The sequence below is a fragment of the Desulfoluna spongiiphila genome, from assembly GCF_900101345.1.
In the GTDB taxonomy this organism is placed as follows: domain Bacteria; phylum Desulfobacterota; class Desulfobacteria; order Desulfobacterales; family Desulfolunaceae; genus Desulfoluna; species Desulfoluna spongiiphila.
Map to the genome: position 1 here is coordinate 1 of NZ_FMUX01000041.1, position 15507 is coordinate 15507.

Sequence of the window (15507 nt, forward strand, 5' to 3'; positions counted from 1 at the left end):
ACCGTACCCCAGGGCGACAAATGCTCCGGCACCAACCACATCCTTCCCACCAAGAAGGCCGGTTACATGTCCGGTGGCCTCAACGTCCACAAGTTTCTCAAGATCATGACCTACCAGGAGATTAAGCCCGAAGCCAACCTCCTGGTTAGCGGTGCCGCTTCCCGTCTTTCCCGAGTGGAAGGCATGGAAGGCCACGCACGCGCCTGCGACTGGCGTCTTCGCAAGTTCTACCCCAACCAGGAGTGGGACTTCGAAGTGTACGACCAGACCAAGTACTAAGGGATTCGGAAAACACCGGATCATGGCATGCGGTGTTTTCCCTCTCAGCAAGACCCTCCCGTGTCACCGACTACCTTCCCGGACGGCACAGGGAACGAGCAAGACATAATCCCGACGCACACAGGAAGCGCCATGTTACAGGGATGAGACGGCACTTCCTGTGATGCGATTTCTTCGGGTTTACATATATTTTTTCCACCCCGTGGGGCGATGTACGCCACATTACCTTTCGGGTTTACATATGAGTAATCCTTGATTACCGAGGCAGCCTGAGTGCGACTGGACCGTTGGCACGAGACATGCTGAACCTGCTTTTGCAGGTGATACCCTGACGGGCTGCCGACTTCTCTCCTTACATTCTGAACAAGGCCGGAGGTATCCTAACGCCTCCGGCCTTGTTCAGTCTGGTTTCATGTTGCTGGAGGTGTGCCCCCACATGCCGTCGGCGACAGTCCTCGTGCGGGGTTCCTTTGAAGGCGGAGGCACCCGCAACAGACACGATGAAAGAAAGGGCCGCACCCCTGAACAAGGTGGCGGCCTTTTTTTTATGGGGAAAGACGGTGGGGCTTAGGTCAAAGATAGCGTTGTGGAGTGATCCCCAATGGGTGTACAAGGGAACAGGCCGGGCAGGTGTGCGCCGGTTTATAATCAATCCACCCTTTGAAAGCCTGTGGGGCGGGGAGGGCATGTGCCTTGCCGCCTGCATGTTTTTATACTGATGAAGGAAGGCACTGCCGTTTATGAGTGACCCGCAAGTGAACAATCCCCTGCACGGGGTGACCCTGGAACAGATCGTGACCGGACTGGTCGCCCATTATGGCTGGGAGGCCCTGGGAAAGCGTATCGACATCCGGTGTTTCAACATCGACCCCTCTGTAAAATCCAGCCTGAAATTTCTTCGAAAGACACCCTGGGCACGAAAAAAAGTGGAAAATCTCTACCTTGCCCTGCCCAAGGCAAAACGACCATAGAAACGGCCCGCAGGGTCTTGGGGGGCGGGCACGGGATCTGTGTGTCCGGGCCCTTATCCCTGGGCGGGTTCACCCGGGACGATGACCTCTTCGGCGTCCATGCTCTGGCACACGGTGTGTCCGGTGGGGATGCGGACAAACCGGGTCTCATCCCAGGAACCGGAGAGGAGCTCCGCCAGATAACCGGGGGCTCCTTCCATGGTTTCGAGGGGCAGGTTGGATCGCCGGGCGGCCTCTGCGGCCTGCTCCCGGTAAGCCTCTCCCAGGCCAGGCCATTGGATGAGACAGGCCCGGGTGTAGTTGGTAAGGACCCCGTCCTCCATCTGCATGAGGAGGTCGGCCCGGTCTTTGCCGTACTTTTCCACATAGTGGGCAAGGCGGACGGTGCGGTTGTCCAGGTAGGGGATCACCGACCAGGTGAGCCAGCCCGGGGAGAACCAGTAGGTTCCGCACTCCCGGCCGTGGGCCTCCCGGTGGGCGGAGACGGATCCGATGAGCAGGGGAATGCAGTCGTGCACCCTCGGAATGACAAGCTCGCAGCGTCCTGCCGTTACCCCTTCCAGCCCTTTGCCGCACAGCCCGTATCCCAAAACGATGCGGGTGAGCTCCGGGTGCTCTTCTTCCACCCTGGCGATGGTGGCCTGGACCTCTTTCCTTAAAAGCTTTGGCGTGTCGTGGAGCCCCTGCCTCAGAAAATGAAGGGACGGCGCCTCTTGCATGCCTGCACATAGCATCTCAAGCTCATATCGCATCACCTCACACGCAATCACAGCCATCTTCATTGTTATCTCTCCTGTGTAAAAAATGAATGCCTTCTATGGTGAACGTGTATGGAAGAAAGCCTCCGGCGGCAAGGTGTGCTACCTTGAAAGCGGTTGCAACCCCGCTTTTTATAGATCAGGCAGACGTTTGGCCCCCGGCAGGGCCGCAGAGGCTTGTTTTTCATTTTTTGCGGTTCACGCGTCCAGGAATCCCGCTTCTTTGAGTCGGTGCCGGACCGTTTCGCCTTTGTCCTGCATGGTGATGATCACCACAGGGGTGAAGTTTTCTTTTTCTTCCCTTTTTTCGATGTCGGCCCCGGTGTCGGAGATGTAGTAATGGCGGCCGTTTTCCGTAAGGCATCCCTTGACGCGCAGGAGGTCCTCTTCGTGTTTAAGGGCCTCAAGGAAGGCGTCCACCGGGCCGTTGACACTCTCCACCGTAAAGGCGTCGGGGCGATTGTCCGAGGTGTTGAGGCTGGGCATCATGGCAAAGGGGTTTTCCATCTCTTTTTTAAGGAGCTCCACATTGAACCGGCAGTGGCTGGTGGGGCAGATGATGGCCCGGTTGTTCTTTTCGCGGATATAGGCGGTTGCGGCGTCCACCTCATCTTTTTCGGCGATGTCGGTTTTGTTGAGCAGGATGTAGTGGGCATTTGAGACCTGACGTTCGATGGTGGCCAGGTTCCGGGCGAGTTTGAGGCTTTTGATGGCGTCAAACACGCAGAGGGTGCACATCAGTTCACAGGCGTCGCCGAGCCCTGCGTTTCGGATCATGGGGCTGATGCCCGAGGGGTCGGCCATGCCCGAGGCCTCCACCAGGATCAGGTCGGGTCGGCATTCGGCCAGGGCCTTTAAGCCGAGGACGAAGTTGTCTTTCAAGCAGGCGCAGAAGATGGAGCCGCCGTTGACCTCATAGAGCATGTCGTCGGGGATGCCGTGGCCGGAGAGGAGGGCTGCATCCACGGGGACTTCACCGAAGTCGTTGACGAGCACGGCCACCTTTTTATCCGGAAACTGGTCGAGGAGGTACTGCATCAGGGTGGTTTTTCCGCTTCCTAAAAAGCCGGTGAGGACAATGATGGGGGTTTTCATGGCAAGACTCCTTTGGTTGCATGTCAGGTGGACTGTATACCTGTTTTCGGTGTGTTTGAAAACAGGGAAACCCGCCCCCAGCTCCCGGATGCGATCCGGGCAGGGGGCGGGTTTTTTTTATGGCGCAGGCATGGGGCCGGGCACACCCGTTATGGTCCCCCCTGTCCGGGATTGCCCGGGGGCAGTTGCGGTGGGGTGGATGACATACCAGGGCTGTGCTTAGGCCGCGATGCCCATGAGCTCTTTGGCCATCTCCACGCATTTGGATGCATCGGCGGCGTAGCCGTCGCACCCTGCCTCTGCTGCGAACTGGGGGTTCAGGGGGGCACCGCCCACGAGGACCTTGTACTTGTCGCGTACGCCTTTGGCTTTGAGAAGCTCAATGAACTCGGGGACGATGGCCATGCAGGTGGTCATGAGGGTGGAAAGACCCACGATGTCGGCGTTGTTCTCTTCGGCGGCGGCAAAGATCTCTTCCTTGGACTTGTCGCAACCGAGGTCGATGACGTCGAAGCCTGCGGAACGGAGCATCAGGGCCACGATGTTTTTGCCGATGTCGTGGAGGTCGTCCTTGACGGTGGCGATGACCACCTTGCCCAGTTTTTCGTCGGCGTTGCCTGAGGCGAGCATGGCGGGCTCGATGATGGCAACGGCAGAGTCTGCCGCGCGGCCTGCGAGCATGAGTTCGGGCAGGAAGCAATCGCCGGTGCTGAATTTCTCGCCCATGATATCAAGGCCTGTACGGATGCCGTTGGTGATAAGGTCAACGGGCTCTACGCCCTCGGCAATGGCTTTGGTGGCGATATCGGCAGCGCTGGCTGCGTTGAGGGAGGTGATGGCATCGCGAAGGTTGTCAAAATGGGTCTGGGACATGGTGTACTCCTTTGTATGTTACCTGGTCGGGTCTTTTTTGTTCTGATCGGAATGGGGTTGGGGCACTCCGATGCATATCGTTGGTGTGCAGGGGCCGGGCCTTGTGGGGCCAGCGGACCCTGCGGATCTTTTGGGTGCCTTTCGTCTACTTGATGGGAACACCCATCTCAACGAGATCTGCTTTCACCTCTTCGTACATCTTCTGGTAGAAGTCCTTGGGCGTGTTGGTGTCCAGGTCGAAGAGCTCGGGGTAGGTCATGCCCAGGTCGGGGGTGTCCAGGGTATGCTCGTATTTTTCAAGGAGCTTGACGACGATGGGGCTTGCCTGGGCCCTGGTGAGCTGGCAGGCCGCGTCGGCCATCTCCGTGTGGAATTTGGCCTCCAAAGGCGTCATGCCGTCCATTTTTACACCGGCCGCGGGGAAGGGCGTACCGGTGGTGACCCCGGAGGTCACACCGGTGAGGATGTAGGCGGCAGACTGATAGAAGTACTCTTTGGTGCCGGCGCCGGCTGCGGAGTATCCGGAGTTGTAAGTGGCCAGGTAGATGTTGCGTGACACAGCCTGGGAACCGAGGCCCAGGCCCCAGAGAAGCTGGCGTGTGGTGGAGATGGCGCCCTTCAAGGTGACGGGAAAGTTCAGGAAGTACTGAGCGCCCAGCATGCAGGACATCATGGCGTAAGCGGTGACGCAGATGGCAACCCCTTCGGGGCCGCCGCAGTAGCCGCCCAACAGGGTGCTGGCCTCCCCTGCGATGTTGCCGCCGATCTCCTGGAGGTAGCAGATCTTGTCCAGGGTGTCTTTTTTGAGCTTAAACTCGGGGTAGAAGGCGCAGAGCCAGCCGTCGGAGGTCCTGGTGCCGCAGTTGGGGTGGCTGGCCGCCAGGGTGCTGACGGGGCCGCCGGAGGCGGGGACCACGTTGAAGACGGGGAAGCCGGGGCGCCCGGCGTTGACGGTGGCCTTTCGGGCCATCTTCATGTTGTGGATGCAGGCCATCACCTCCGAGGGGTGAAAGGGCACATCGGAGTCGCTTTCGGGGTCGTTCATCAGGGTGGGAACGGCCATGGAGTCCGCACGCTCAATGCGGGCGTAGCCTTCCACCAGCTTGAGGAAGAGCTCATCGGTGCTGGTGTAGATGCCGGAGCCGATGTGGCACCAGGGGCGGGAGTTCTCGTCGGGCTTGCGGCAGCGCCATTCCTTGCGGCTCTCTTTTTCGCCACCGATGCAGCGGGGACGGGCCGATTCACTGATGGCATAGAGGACTTCCTCTTTGGTGAACTTGACCACGCGTCCGGTGTCCTGGCAGTACATGCCGGCATCGACGAAGAATTCGAGGGCGGCTTCAAAGACGCGATCAGCCAGGTCGTCATCAGAGGAGACGGGGTCCTCGGGGTTGTACTTGATGTTGTATTTCTGAGCCAGCTGCATCATGGCAGGGAAAACGACATTGATATCGTAGTCGTTTTCATTCATTTCCTCGCCGTTGAGGCATCGTCTGTAGATGTCGATGATTTTCATGCGCCTGTCTCCTCCCAGAGAGAATGTTGGGTAGATACAGTCAGCGTCCGAACCGCCTGTTTTTTTACGGCAGTGAACCACTTTCACTGTCGCATGGTCGCCGCTGGCTGTTTCCTGCCGAGATGCTTGGGGCTGCCCGCCATGGTGCCGCGAACTGTCCGGTGTCGCGGAGGCAAAGGGTGTGGGCCGGAGGGCTGTTCCACATCCCTTTTCACGTGGGTGACTCGGGTAGCCACCCCATCTCGGGGGTGGTCGATGTGTTGTTTTATGAAAAATTTTATAAAATAATCGTTGTTCTTCTGTCAAGTAAAATATCGATAAAAAATAGTTATATTTTGCATTTTAATTGCTATTTGAAATATTCATTATACGCAATGATACATTGTATTTAAAATTCTGTTGTCCGTGCGCACAAATATTCCTTACTTTATTGCTCAATGTGGTTTTTTTAAGGCGTGACCCTGGATGCTGTGGACCCATGGGGTCCCAGCATCCAGGACCGCCTTGCCCTCCCGGGGCGGGGTGGCCACCCCGGGGGGGCTCGTAAAGGGACGTGATCGTTGTCCCGGCTCAACATTGGGATTTGTGTCTACGCCTGGTTTAGCTTGGCCTCCACAAAGGCGTTGACGGCCTGTTCCCTGTCGTCGTCCAGCAGGCTCTCCGGTGCGTCGGCGAGCATTTTTTCCCAGCGCTCACGGGCCATGGTGCTGAAGTCCTTGGATCCTGCGTCCGCCCAGTTCTGGTAGGCCTCCTGGGTGGACACCGTTGGGCGCCAGGTGTTTCTGAAGTTCATGACGGTGGTGGGCTCCATGAAATAGGTGCCCCTGGGGCCGGCGTGGACGATTTCGGAGACGGTGGTGTCCTTGTCCCAGTCTTTGAGGCCCTCCAGAAGCCTCAGGACGCGGGAGAAGGCCTCTTCCCCGAGCATGATTTTTTCAAAGGAGGTGGCGTTCAGGGAGTCCATGGAGCCGAAGCAGCCGTGGATCCAGTGGGCCCCTGCCATGACGGCATGGATAAGGGTCTGCATGGTCTCCATGCCGGCCTGGGCATCCACCACCTTGGCGTCGGTGATGCCGGCCATGATGCGAACGGGGATCTTGTACCGCTCCACGGCCATCTGGATGCTGAGGCCGTTGATCATGTTGGCCTCGGGGGAGCCGTTGGCATAAAGTCCTGATTTCATGTCGGGGCGGCAGGATGCGGGGCCCATGATGTAGGGCGTCCCGGGGTTCACCAGCTGGAGCAGGACGTTGCCGGCCAGCATTTCAGCGTTTTGCATCACCGCGGCGCCCATGATGCTCATGGGGGCGGAGATGCCGCTCATGGCACAGGTAAGGGTACAGATGGCCTGCTTTTTCTTGGCGTGCTCGATCATGGTCTGCAGGGGGAACGCCGCGTAGGTGAGGGGGCTCACCGGGTTGATGCTGGCAAACATGCAGGTGTGGGTGTCCAGGTATCCTTTTTCACCCTTGGCGATCTCATAGAGCTCGAAGTACTCCTGCACCTCTTCGGTGGTTCCCACAAAGCTTCGAAGGGGTTTGTCTGTGTGACGCACCATTTCACGAAAGACGTGCAGGTGGGCTTTTTTTTCGGGGATGTCAGCGGGTTCCACGGGCCAGCCCCCGCCGATGTCGCAGATGTCGCTGGACTGGATCAGGGTGAAAAATTTGGTCATGTCGTCCATGGTGCAGTCACGGTATCCGGTCTCGATGTCGTGGATGCGGACGGCCCCGAAGCTGGGGTCGGTGTGGGGTCGGCTCTGGCCTTCTCCCACCAGGAAGGATTTGTCTTCATTGCGGCCATGGAACATGAATGAGCTTGGGGCCTGCTCAATGGTCTTTTCAAGGATGGCGCGGGGAATTTTAATGCGCCAGCCGTCCACTTCGCATCCGCCGTCTTTCATGATCTGGCGGGCGGTTTCATCTTCAAAATCCACACCACAGGTCTCAAGGACCTCAACGGTGGCTTCGTGGATCTGGTCAAGCATCTCATCGTCCGCAAGTCTGAATCTGTTGGATTTCAGCATCTAAAAACAACCTCCTCAAGTGATGTGTGGGGCGTCGATTCTGTGGGGCGTGTTCGACGAATCCCACGCGCTGATGAACGTATTTTTTTAAAGTCGGCAGTCGGGTCCAGGCTCTTTCGAGCAACCGGCAGCTCTGGCGGTCTGTTCGTGTATTGCTGGCTCCGGTTCATCCAAAGGGCGTCCCCGCCGGTTTTCAAGAAAGCTTTTGAAGCATTTCGAACTTTTACTACAAAATCGAATCCCTTCTTTCGGAAGCCTTGGCTCACGGGTTGGGCGGCACCCTGACTGGGGATGATTCAATTGGGGTGCAACCCTCGGTACCCATGATATTTCGGCGTGTTATGCTGTCTTGTGATACCGGGGTGACCGAAGCGATACGTCTGATTATCCGGCCTCACCGCTTTCTTCATGTTTGAGGTATTATATGAGCAACAATCATGCCAGAATCCTGACAATCCATGACCGGCAATGGAAGAAAAGGGGCAGGGTGGTCTCTTTTGCTGGTCGGGACGGTGCAGCAGTAACCCTCAGGTGGGATGGCATGGGAGATGGAAGCCGAAATCTGTTCTGTGCAGGAGGGCGGGGGGCTGGAAAGGGGGCGTTGCGGGAGAAGGCAAAGAATCGGCCACAAAAAAAGGGGAAGGATGGGCTCCTTCCCCTTTTTGGGGTTTTCTGGTTTTTTGTGCCGCAGGGGCTTACCGCAAGGGGTATTTCCCCTCAGCGCACGTCGGGTTTATCCGACTTTTATTTTCCCAGGGCCTTCAGGACCAGGTCCAGGTTCTTCTTGCCACCGATGAAGTCGTAATACTCAGGCCATACGTTTTCAACGGCCAGCTTTTTCCACTGCGCCTCGTCTTCAAGGGTGCTGACCTCAACACCGCCTTTGATCATGCCCTCTTTTGCATTGGCAGCTTCCAGGATCTGGTAGGCGATCCAGTACTGCTGGGTTTCCTGGGCTGCGCGTGCGATGATGTCCTTGGTTTTTGCGTCCCATTTTTTCCAGTTGCGTTCCCCCACAATCATGGGCTGGAGCGAGTACTGGTAGTGAACTTCCGTCAGGTAGCTCTGAACTTCATGGAACTTGGAGGTGTAGTTTACGATATACGGGTTGTCCTGGCCGTCCACGACGCCCTGCTGAAGGGCGGTGAAGGTTTCAGACCAGGCCATGGGGACGGGGTTGGCGCCCCAGGCCTTGTAGGTGGCCATAAGGATTTTGTTCTGGGGGATACGGATTTTCATCCCTTTGATGTCGGCAAGTTTTTTTACGGGTCGGACAGAGTTGGTGATGTAACGAAAGTTGGAGTAGCCCCAGTGCATGATACGGAAACCACCCTTTTGGGTACACAGGTCGTTCCAGTGGGATGCAAGGGATCCGGTGGTTGCCCTGATGGCATCGTAGTGGTTTTCAATGAGGTAAGGCATGGTCAGGGTGCCGAGTTCCTTGACAAAGGGAACGGCGTTTCCGATCCCGACATAGCAGAGATCAAGGGTTCCTCGACGAACGTTTTGAAGCATTTCGGTTTCCGTGCCGAGCTGTCCGCCAGGAAACAGCTGCACTTCAATTTCACCATTGGACTCGGATTCCACTGCCTGCTTGAAGAAGCGGGCGCCGTAGCCCTGGTCCGAATCGGGAGCATCCCCCATCCCCACTCGGATAACCTGTTTTGCTGATGCACCCTGGACGGTCATGACCATGGCGAAAACTGCGATGGCGGTGATACATAATTTCCTGAACATCACTTACTCCTAACGTTGCTGGTTAATTACTGCCCTCACCGGGGAACCCGATTTTTTCAGACACATGGTCCAGGCCTGGCATCCGGGCTCACTGCCCGGAACCAATGAACCGATGTGTACCGTTGAATCGGGACTTCCGGAAGAGGGCCACCTGTCCTTGCGATTGTCAAAGACAACTTCCTTCCCATGCGGGCCACACACCCGCACACCAAAACCAAGAAGGGACTCGAACGGGCAACCTGCCTTTGCCCGGAAAGACCGTTTCTGCGGGCGGTACCATGGTGGACATCAACCACGGGCACCCCAAAAACGATCACGGGTCAGGCCATCGCGCCCATCGACCCCGCCCATCCGTGAATGCATGTGGTGACAGCCTTATCTTAAGGCGATGCACACAGGGACCCTGCGGGTCGGTTTTTGCCGGGCGGGTTCCTTACTTGGATAATTTATAAATGAGCAATATCCATACCAGGGGAACTTTATTTGTTTTGTCATGGTGTCCGGGCATTCTCCGGGCCATGGGCCTTTCCCGTGAGAGGCATTGTTTTCCGGCGCTGTCGGCCCATACAGGGGAGTAACCGGCGTTTACTGTCCTTGCCGCATCCAGGTCTAAGTGCGCTGCAACGCCTGGCTCGGCTGTAACCCTTTTTTCTATAAAGAGGCACCTGGATAATGATCAGGTTAGCAATTTTTCAAAGATTTAGAAAGCCCCCTAAATTTCCGGGCTTTTCAAATGTATAGCTGGGTGTCGCTCCGCAGTGCCATACGGGGCGATGCCGTTCTGCTTTTACTTTTGTGCGCATGGCGCCATACACATTTAAGACAATTTTTTTGCCTCAGTGGAATTGAATAGGGGGGGGATCCTAAAGGTGCGGTCAAGGGACGGGAGCATGTGAAGACCGTTTTTTTGGGGGGAGCGCAGAGGGAAAGCAACCCCGACAAGGGGTCTTGCCGGGGTTGTGTGATGGCATGCTTCGGTGATTCAGGGCTCTGGCATCGAGTCGCGAAACAGAAACGGACATCATAAACGACATGTGGATGGGCATTGCCGTTGAGGTGTTAATCCTCTGCGAACATCATGCGGTTCATGTATTCCATGCTGAAGGCCTTGTGGGCCGACAATTCGATATGCCGCGTGTGGCGGCGAACGGCATCGGCTGTCTCCACGGCCTGGGCTTCGGTGACATAGCGCAGGGTTCCGAAGGAGGCTGCGTTGCCCAGCACCGAGATTTTGGTGAGGAGCCCGTGGGGGATCATGCCGATGCGGGTGGCGCTTTCCGGGTGAATGGCAGACCCGAATCCTCCGGCCAGGTAGAGGGTGTCGATCTCCTGGCAGGTGATGCCCGCCTCCTGCATGAGGATTTCAATGCCGGCCCGCAGGGCCGCTTTGGCCAGCTGGACCTCACGGATGTCTTTTTGGGTCAGGTCAACCCGTGGGGTGAGGCCAAAACGGATCTCGTTTTTCTCTCCGGAAATGGCATGGGCCAGGGAGCCCCGGCTCTGGAGTCGCCCCGTGGGGTCCAGGGCGCCTTCGTCCAGCAGCAGGGCGATGGCGTCAATGACACCGGAACCGCAGAGGCCAGTGGCCTTGCGCTCGTCGATGACGGTGGTGCCGAACCCGTCGTCGGTTTTGAAGACGGAGTCGATGGCCCCGGGCTGCCCGGGCATGCCGCAGCTGAGGTTGGCCCCTTCAAAGCAGGGGCCGGCGGCGGCCGAGCAGGCATAGCAGATGCCGCCAGAGTAGAGAACGGTCTCGGCGTTGGTGCCGATGTCGGCCAAAAGAAAGGTCTCGTCTTTGCCCACGGCCCCGGTGGCCAGAAGGGAGGCGACGATGTCGGCTCCGATGTAGGCGGAGACCCCCGGGAGCAGGAAGGCCCGTCCGTCGGAGAGGATGCCCAGCTCCCGGGCGGGTATCTGCATGCCGCTCAAGGTGGCGGGGATAAAGGGGGCCTTGCTGATGAACTCAGGAGAAATTCCGCACAGCAGGTGCATCATGGTGGTGTTTCCGGCCAGGGCGATGAGGCTGACGTCCCGTGCCTCTGCTCCTGAGAGGAGTCCGGCCAGCAGGGTGTTGAGCTGATCGACGATGGCCGCGGTGAGGGGCTCGGTGCCGTGTTCCATGCTGTACTGGATACGTGTCATGACGTCGGCACCGAAGGGGGCCTGGGCGTTGTGTGAGCCGCTGACGCCCACGGTGTTTCCCGTGGCAAGATCCACCAGCATGGCCGCAACGGTTGTGGTGCCGATGTCCACGATGAGTCCCAGGTGGCTCTCCTCTTCGCTGAAGCCCACCAGGGTCTTGCCGTCAAGGACGGCATGGCCGGAAAAGTCATGGCGCCTCAGGAACTCGGGCAGTGCCTGCAGCTGGGTCAGGGGCAGAGCGTGGGTCCGGGCACCCGCAGCGGCCATGAGGCGGTCCAGGTCAGGAGACTGATCGAGGATGGCCGGGGGGGCGAGTTGAAACGGTTTTTTTTCAAGGACGGGTACATGCTCGTAGGTTTCGGTGCGGAACCGGGTCAGGACCTTCAGGTTCTGCCGGTCTGCAACCGTGATGCGCATGCCCTCGGCGGGCCATGTGTAACAGGCAAGGCGCACACCGGCCTCAAGTTCCATGGGAGTCAGAAGGCTTTTTTCTTCATCTGTGGGGTCCGTGGCACAGAGGATCTTGCATTTTCCGCATTTTCCGATACCGCAAGGGGCCACAAGGAGCCGGGCTTCCCGCAGGGCGGAGACGAGGGGTTTGTCTTTGGGGACCACAAGGCTGGTTTCATTCCGGTCGTGGGCAACGGTGATGGTAACGGTCATGGGCACATTCCTGCTGACTCGCGGGTCATGAGAGGGGCTTCTCGGTCAGAAACGGCCACGCTGTAAAAGTGGACATTGAGATGGAGAATGCCCGGGTTTTCAAGGGGGCAGATGGACGGGACGACCTTTCCGGTGAGACGGCCCCCGTCCTCTTTTTATCCGGTGGTCTACATACCAAAGAAAAACCGGGGCGTCCACGGGAGGCCGCGTGGCCTCCCGTGGCGCAACTCAGTTACTTCATGGCGGCATTGATTTCAGCGGTCAGGGTCTCGCTGGTGGGGATCAGGGAGATGTGCTTGATCTCGCCGTGGATGAGCATGGCCGGTGCGTTGGCCAGTCCGATTTTGCTCATGAAAGCCACGTTTTCAGGGTACATGATGGATCGCTCAACCACCTTGACCTTGTCGCCGAAGGGGGCGGCAGCGTCCCTGGCGGAGGCCACCATGTACCCGCAGGCGGCGCAGGTCTGGGAATCGATGGTGACGACCTCAATGAGGACGTGGTCCAGGCTGTCGTAGTCGGGCAGCTCGATCTCGGGGAGGTCGTCTTTTTTGACGTAGGTGGCAAGGGCCTTGCGCACGGCCTCCTTGTTGTGCACCGCCATGCCCACGCCCACGATGTTCTCCGGGGGAACGCCAAAGGGCATGTCACAGCCCGGGGCAAGGATAAAATCTTTGGTGCCGAGGGCATCCATGAGGTCGATGGCGGCCTGCTGGTTGTCCTGCTGGGTGCCGAAGAGCATGGTGATGGTGAGCTGGAGGTTGCCTGAGATGAGGATGCCGTGTTCATCGGTGACCTTTTTGGCCTCCACGATGTCCACGTTCTCGTCGATGGCAACCGCATCGGGAAGGGTCTTGCACATGGCCGGGATGTTCTTGGTGGCATCGCCGCAGACGAAGAAGCAGGAGGGAACCTGACGTTCACGGACCTTGGCGAAGAAGGCGGAAAAAGGTTCGGTCAGGTACTGCTCAAAGGAGGCCGGAGAGATCTGGGAGACAAGGGGATCCACCGCGCCGACAACATCGCATCCCGCATCGATGAGGAAGCCGGCGTATTCGCTGACCACTTCTTCGCAATAATTGATCAGCTCTTTGACCTTTTCGGGCTGGTCGTACATGTCCATGAAGATGTTGGTACCGCGAAGGTGGGAGGCCAGGGTGAAGGGGCCGCAGACCAGGCCGTAAAGGGCGATGTTGGGCTTGGCTTCCTTGAGGCGCCGGGTGGCTTCCATGATGATGGGAATTCGGCCGTCCTCTTTGGTCAGGCGCTTCGTGGGGACAGTGAAGTCGCTTGCAAGGGGGTGGCTGCAGACCGTGGGTGGCGTGTTGGGGTACCATTTCAGGTCGCATCCCAGGATTTCGGCTTCCACCTGAAGGTCGAACATGACGGGCAGGCCGTCCGGTGCATACTGTGCCTCGGCTTCCAGAAGGCACTCGACCAGCTTGTCGACGTCTTTAAAAATTTCATCGGCAGCATACCCTTTGAGGTTTGCAATCTGGGCCCCTGTGTAGGGTACCCAGGGCGTGCGGGGTACGTCTTCGTGGTTGAGTGCTTTTAAGATGAGAGACTTGCCGTCCATACTACACCTCCTGAAATCTATGCGTGTTGGCTTTTTTTAATAGTCACATCCGACACCGATGGGTGGGGGTTGAAAATGTTCCCTCGGGTCTTTGACTACACTTATGAGTCTTTTTGATTTACCCGTCAAGAGCTTTTATAAAAAAAAATCAACAAAGTGTTAAAACATATTTTATAAAATATTTTACGCAAATCTTGCGGGATGTTGCGTGGCTCGACGACGTCAATTCAGTCCTGGAATGTTTACTGAATATCTCTTTTTTGTTGTGTTCAAAGCGCCTTGATTTAACTGCGTCTCCTGTTAGATATAAGCACATGGGCCATCCCTTCGGGTTGATAAAGGGGAGGGCGGGGCCAAATGCCCGTTACCGATGCCCTTGGGTAGGGGTGTTTCGAAATCTTCGAATAATTTCGATGCCCCTGTGCCATGGCCGGTTCCTTAGGTTTTTTTGCCTGCGCCCCTTGTGTGGGATCAGCCAGCTGCGGGGCAGGTGCCCCAAACGTCAACCCTCTCCGTCGTGGGCAAAGGCGCTGTGCTTCGTTGCGTCCTTTGGGCAGCAGTGCCTGTTGTTCCTTTTCCCGAAACCCGATGGCCGCTCTCACCATGGGGTGCTTTGATGTCACATTCAAAAAATGTGCCGACTGAACCCGGAGATGCGGAGCAAATCGGGTGCGAGGGGTGGAGAAAAGGATTTTATGGTCTTGTTGTTGTATCATATGGGATAGTTCGATAGAGCTCTCATAATGTGGGATTATGGATTGCTTATACCATTAAATATATGTGGTGGGTAAGGCTTGTGGTATGATGTTCCCGGAACGCTGATACAAATGCGGGCAAAGGGGCGTGGCTCGGACCGGGGATGGAACATGGATCGCTGTTTCGTTTGCGGACAAACGCCATGCAGGGAAGGGAACGTTTCGCGTGTCGGGCGTATCGTCCTGTATATATGTCAGATACTCTTTCGGCGCTTTGCGACTGATCAAAATGTTTTAACGAAAGTTTAAAGAAATTTTTAAAAAGATTTTATAAAATCATTGACAATGTTCATCTGGACTGGCTAATTTACTCCGTACCGACGGGAAATTTCTGACATACAATATAGAAAGCGATCTACTTACGGAGATTTTTGCAATGGAGTATATTAAAAAAGCAGAACTCAGCTTTGAAGAAGTGAGCGACCAGAAACGCGTTATCGTTGAAGGGATTCTCAAGGACATCGAAACCCGAGGCGAAGAAGCCGTTCGTGAGCTTGCCAAGAAATTCGACAACTGGGAAGGTGATTTCATCCTTTCCGATGAGAAAAAAGCCAAGCTCATCGCCGAAGTTCCCGAGCAGGTCAAAAAAGACCTTCAGTTTGCCTACGATCAGGTATCAGGGTTTGCCAAGGCTCAGCGTGAGAGCATCGTTGAGTTCGAAAAAGAGACCATCGAAGGTGTGCGTCTCGGCCAGAAGGTTATCCCCATGGAAGTGGCCGGTTGCTACGTTCCCGGTGGCCGTTTTGCCCATGCCTGCTCCGCCATCATGAGCGTTGCCACTGCCAAGGCTGCCGGCGTCAAAACCGTCATCGCCTGCTCCCCTCCCCGTGGTGAGAGCATTGCTCCTGCCGTTGTCTACGCCATGGAGCTTGCCGGTGCCGATGTGATCATCGAAATGGGCGGCGTTCAGGCCATTGCCACCATGGCTTACGGCCTCTTCACCGATAAGCCCGCAAACATCCTCGTCGGTCCCGGCAACGCCTTTGTCGCCGAAGCCAAGGCCATCCTTTCCGGTACCGGAAAATGCGCCATCGACGTATTCGCAGGCCCCACCGAGTCTTCCGTCATCGCCGACAAGACTGCCGATGCCATGACCGTTGCGGTTGACCTGGT

The 15507-nt window shown here is 57.1% G+C and carries 11 protein-coding genes; 3 read left to right on the forward strand and 8 right to left on the reverse strand.

The features are described from left to right. Together BLQ12_RS26450 and BLQ12_RS26460 are read left to right on the forward strand one after the other, a co-directional pair. The coding region (locus BLQ12_RS26450) for a histidinol dehydrogenase (RefSeq protein ID WP_175470085.1) at positions 1-279 on the forward strand (279 nt) is incomplete at its 5' end. Positions 280-1019: 740 nt separating this feature from the next. After that, a complete protein-coding gene (locus BLQ12_RS26460; RefSeq protein ID WP_092215948.1) occupies positions 1020-1250 on the forward strand; it encodes a VF530 family protein in 231 nt (76 codons plus the stop codon). A 53-nt stretch (positions 1251-1303) separates the two neighbouring features. On the opposite strand, the gene BLQ12_RS26465 is transcribed toward BLQ12_RS26460, so the two are convergent. From BLQ12_RS26465 to BLQ12_RS26500, 8 genes are all read right to left on the reverse strand, one after another. Next, positions 1304-2032, reverse strand: a complete 729-nt coding sequence (locus tag BLQ12_RS26465; RefSeq protein WP_092215949.1) for a DUF1638 domain-containing protein — start codon at positions 2030-2032, stop codon at positions 1304-1306. 174 nt (positions 2033-2206) lie between these two features. Further along, entirely contained in the window at positions 2207-3103 is an 897-nt protein-coding gene (locus tag BLQ12_RS26470) for a GTP-binding protein (protein WP_092215951.1), read from the reverse strand. Positions 3104-3322: 219 nt separating this feature from the next. Next, entirely contained in the window at positions 3323-3976 is a 654-nt protein-coding gene (locus BLQ12_RS26475; RefSeq protein ID WP_092215953.1) for a cobalamin B12-binding domain-containing protein, read from the reverse strand. Between the two features lie 145 nt (positions 3977-4121). Continuing rightward, positions 4122-5492, reverse strand: a complete 1371-nt coding sequence (locus tag BLQ12_RS26480) for a monomethylamine:corrinoid methyltransferase (RefSeq protein ID WP_092215955.1) — start codon at positions 5490-5492, stop codon at positions 4122-4124. Between the two features lie 589 nt (positions 5493-6081). Beyond that, the gene (locus BLQ12_RS26485; protein WP_092215957.1) at positions 6082-7518 is read right to left on the reverse strand and encodes a trimethylamine methyltransferase family protein; all 1437 of its coding nucleotides are present in this window, start codon (positions 7516-7518) and stop codon (positions 6082-6084) included. 744 nt (positions 7519-8262) lie between these two features. After that, positions 8263-9255, reverse strand: a complete 993-nt coding sequence (locus BLQ12_RS26490) for a TRAP transporter substrate-binding protein (RefSeq protein ID WP_092215959.1) — start codon at positions 9253-9255, stop codon at positions 8263-8265. A 1059-nt stretch (positions 9256-10314) separates the two neighbouring features. Next, positions 10315-12060, reverse strand: a complete 1746-nt coding sequence (locus BLQ12_RS26495) for an ASKHA domain-containing protein (RefSeq protein WP_092215961.1) — start codon at positions 12058-12060, stop codon at positions 10315-10317. Positions 12061-12292: 232 nt separating this feature from the next. After that, positions 12293-13639, reverse strand: coding sequence for a uroporphyrinogen decarboxylase family protein (locus BLQ12_RS26500; protein ID WP_092215963.1), 1347 nt, complete (start codon positions 13637-13639; stop codon positions 12293-12295). Positions 13640-14770: 1131 nt separating this feature from the next. Here BLQ12_RS26500 and BLQ12_RS26505 point away from each other — a divergent pair. Then, on the forward strand, positions 14771-15507 hold a 737-nt coding region (locus BLQ12_RS26505; RefSeq protein WP_175470086.1), incomplete at its 3' end, for a histidinol dehydrogenase.

What these genes read in the sequence shown, in the direction of transcription:
- BLQ12_RS26460 (WP_092215948.1), top strand. Translation starts at nt 1,020, where the DNA reads ATGAGTGACCCGCAAGTGAACAATCCCCTGCACGGGGTGACCCTGGAA.
- BLQ12_RS26465 (WP_092215949.1), bottom strand. Translation starts at nt 2,032, where the DNA reads ATGAAGATGGCTGTGATTGCGTGTGAGGTGATGCGATATGAGCTTGAG.
- BLQ12_RS26470 (WP_092215951.1), bottom strand. Translation starts at nt 3,103, where the DNA reads ATGAAAACCCCCATCATTGTCCTCACCGGCTTTTTAGGAAGCGGAAAA.
- BLQ12_RS26475 (WP_092215953.1), bottom strand. Translation starts at nt 3,976, where the DNA reads ATGTCCCAGACCCATTTTGACAACCTTCGCGATGCCATCACCTCCCTC.
- BLQ12_RS26480 (WP_092215955.1), bottom strand. Translation starts at nt 5,492, where the DNA reads ATGAAAATCATCGACATCTACAGACGATGCCTCAACGGCGAGGAAATG.
- BLQ12_RS26485 (WP_092215957.1), bottom strand. Translation starts at nt 7,518, where the DNA reads ATGCTGAAATCCAACAGATTCAGACTTGCGGACGATGAGATGCTTGAC.
- BLQ12_RS26490 (WP_092215959.1), bottom strand. Translation starts at nt 9,255, where the DNA reads ATGTTCAGGAAATTATGTATCACCGCCATCGCAGTTTTCGCCATGGTC.
- BLQ12_RS26495 (WP_092215961.1), bottom strand. Translation starts at nt 12,060, where the DNA reads ATGACCGTTACCATCACCGTTGCCCACGACCGGAATGAAACCAGCCTT.
- BLQ12_RS26500 (WP_092215963.1), bottom strand. Translation starts at nt 13,639, where the DNA reads ATGGACGGCAAGTCTCTCATCTTAAAAGCACTCAACCACGAAGACGTA.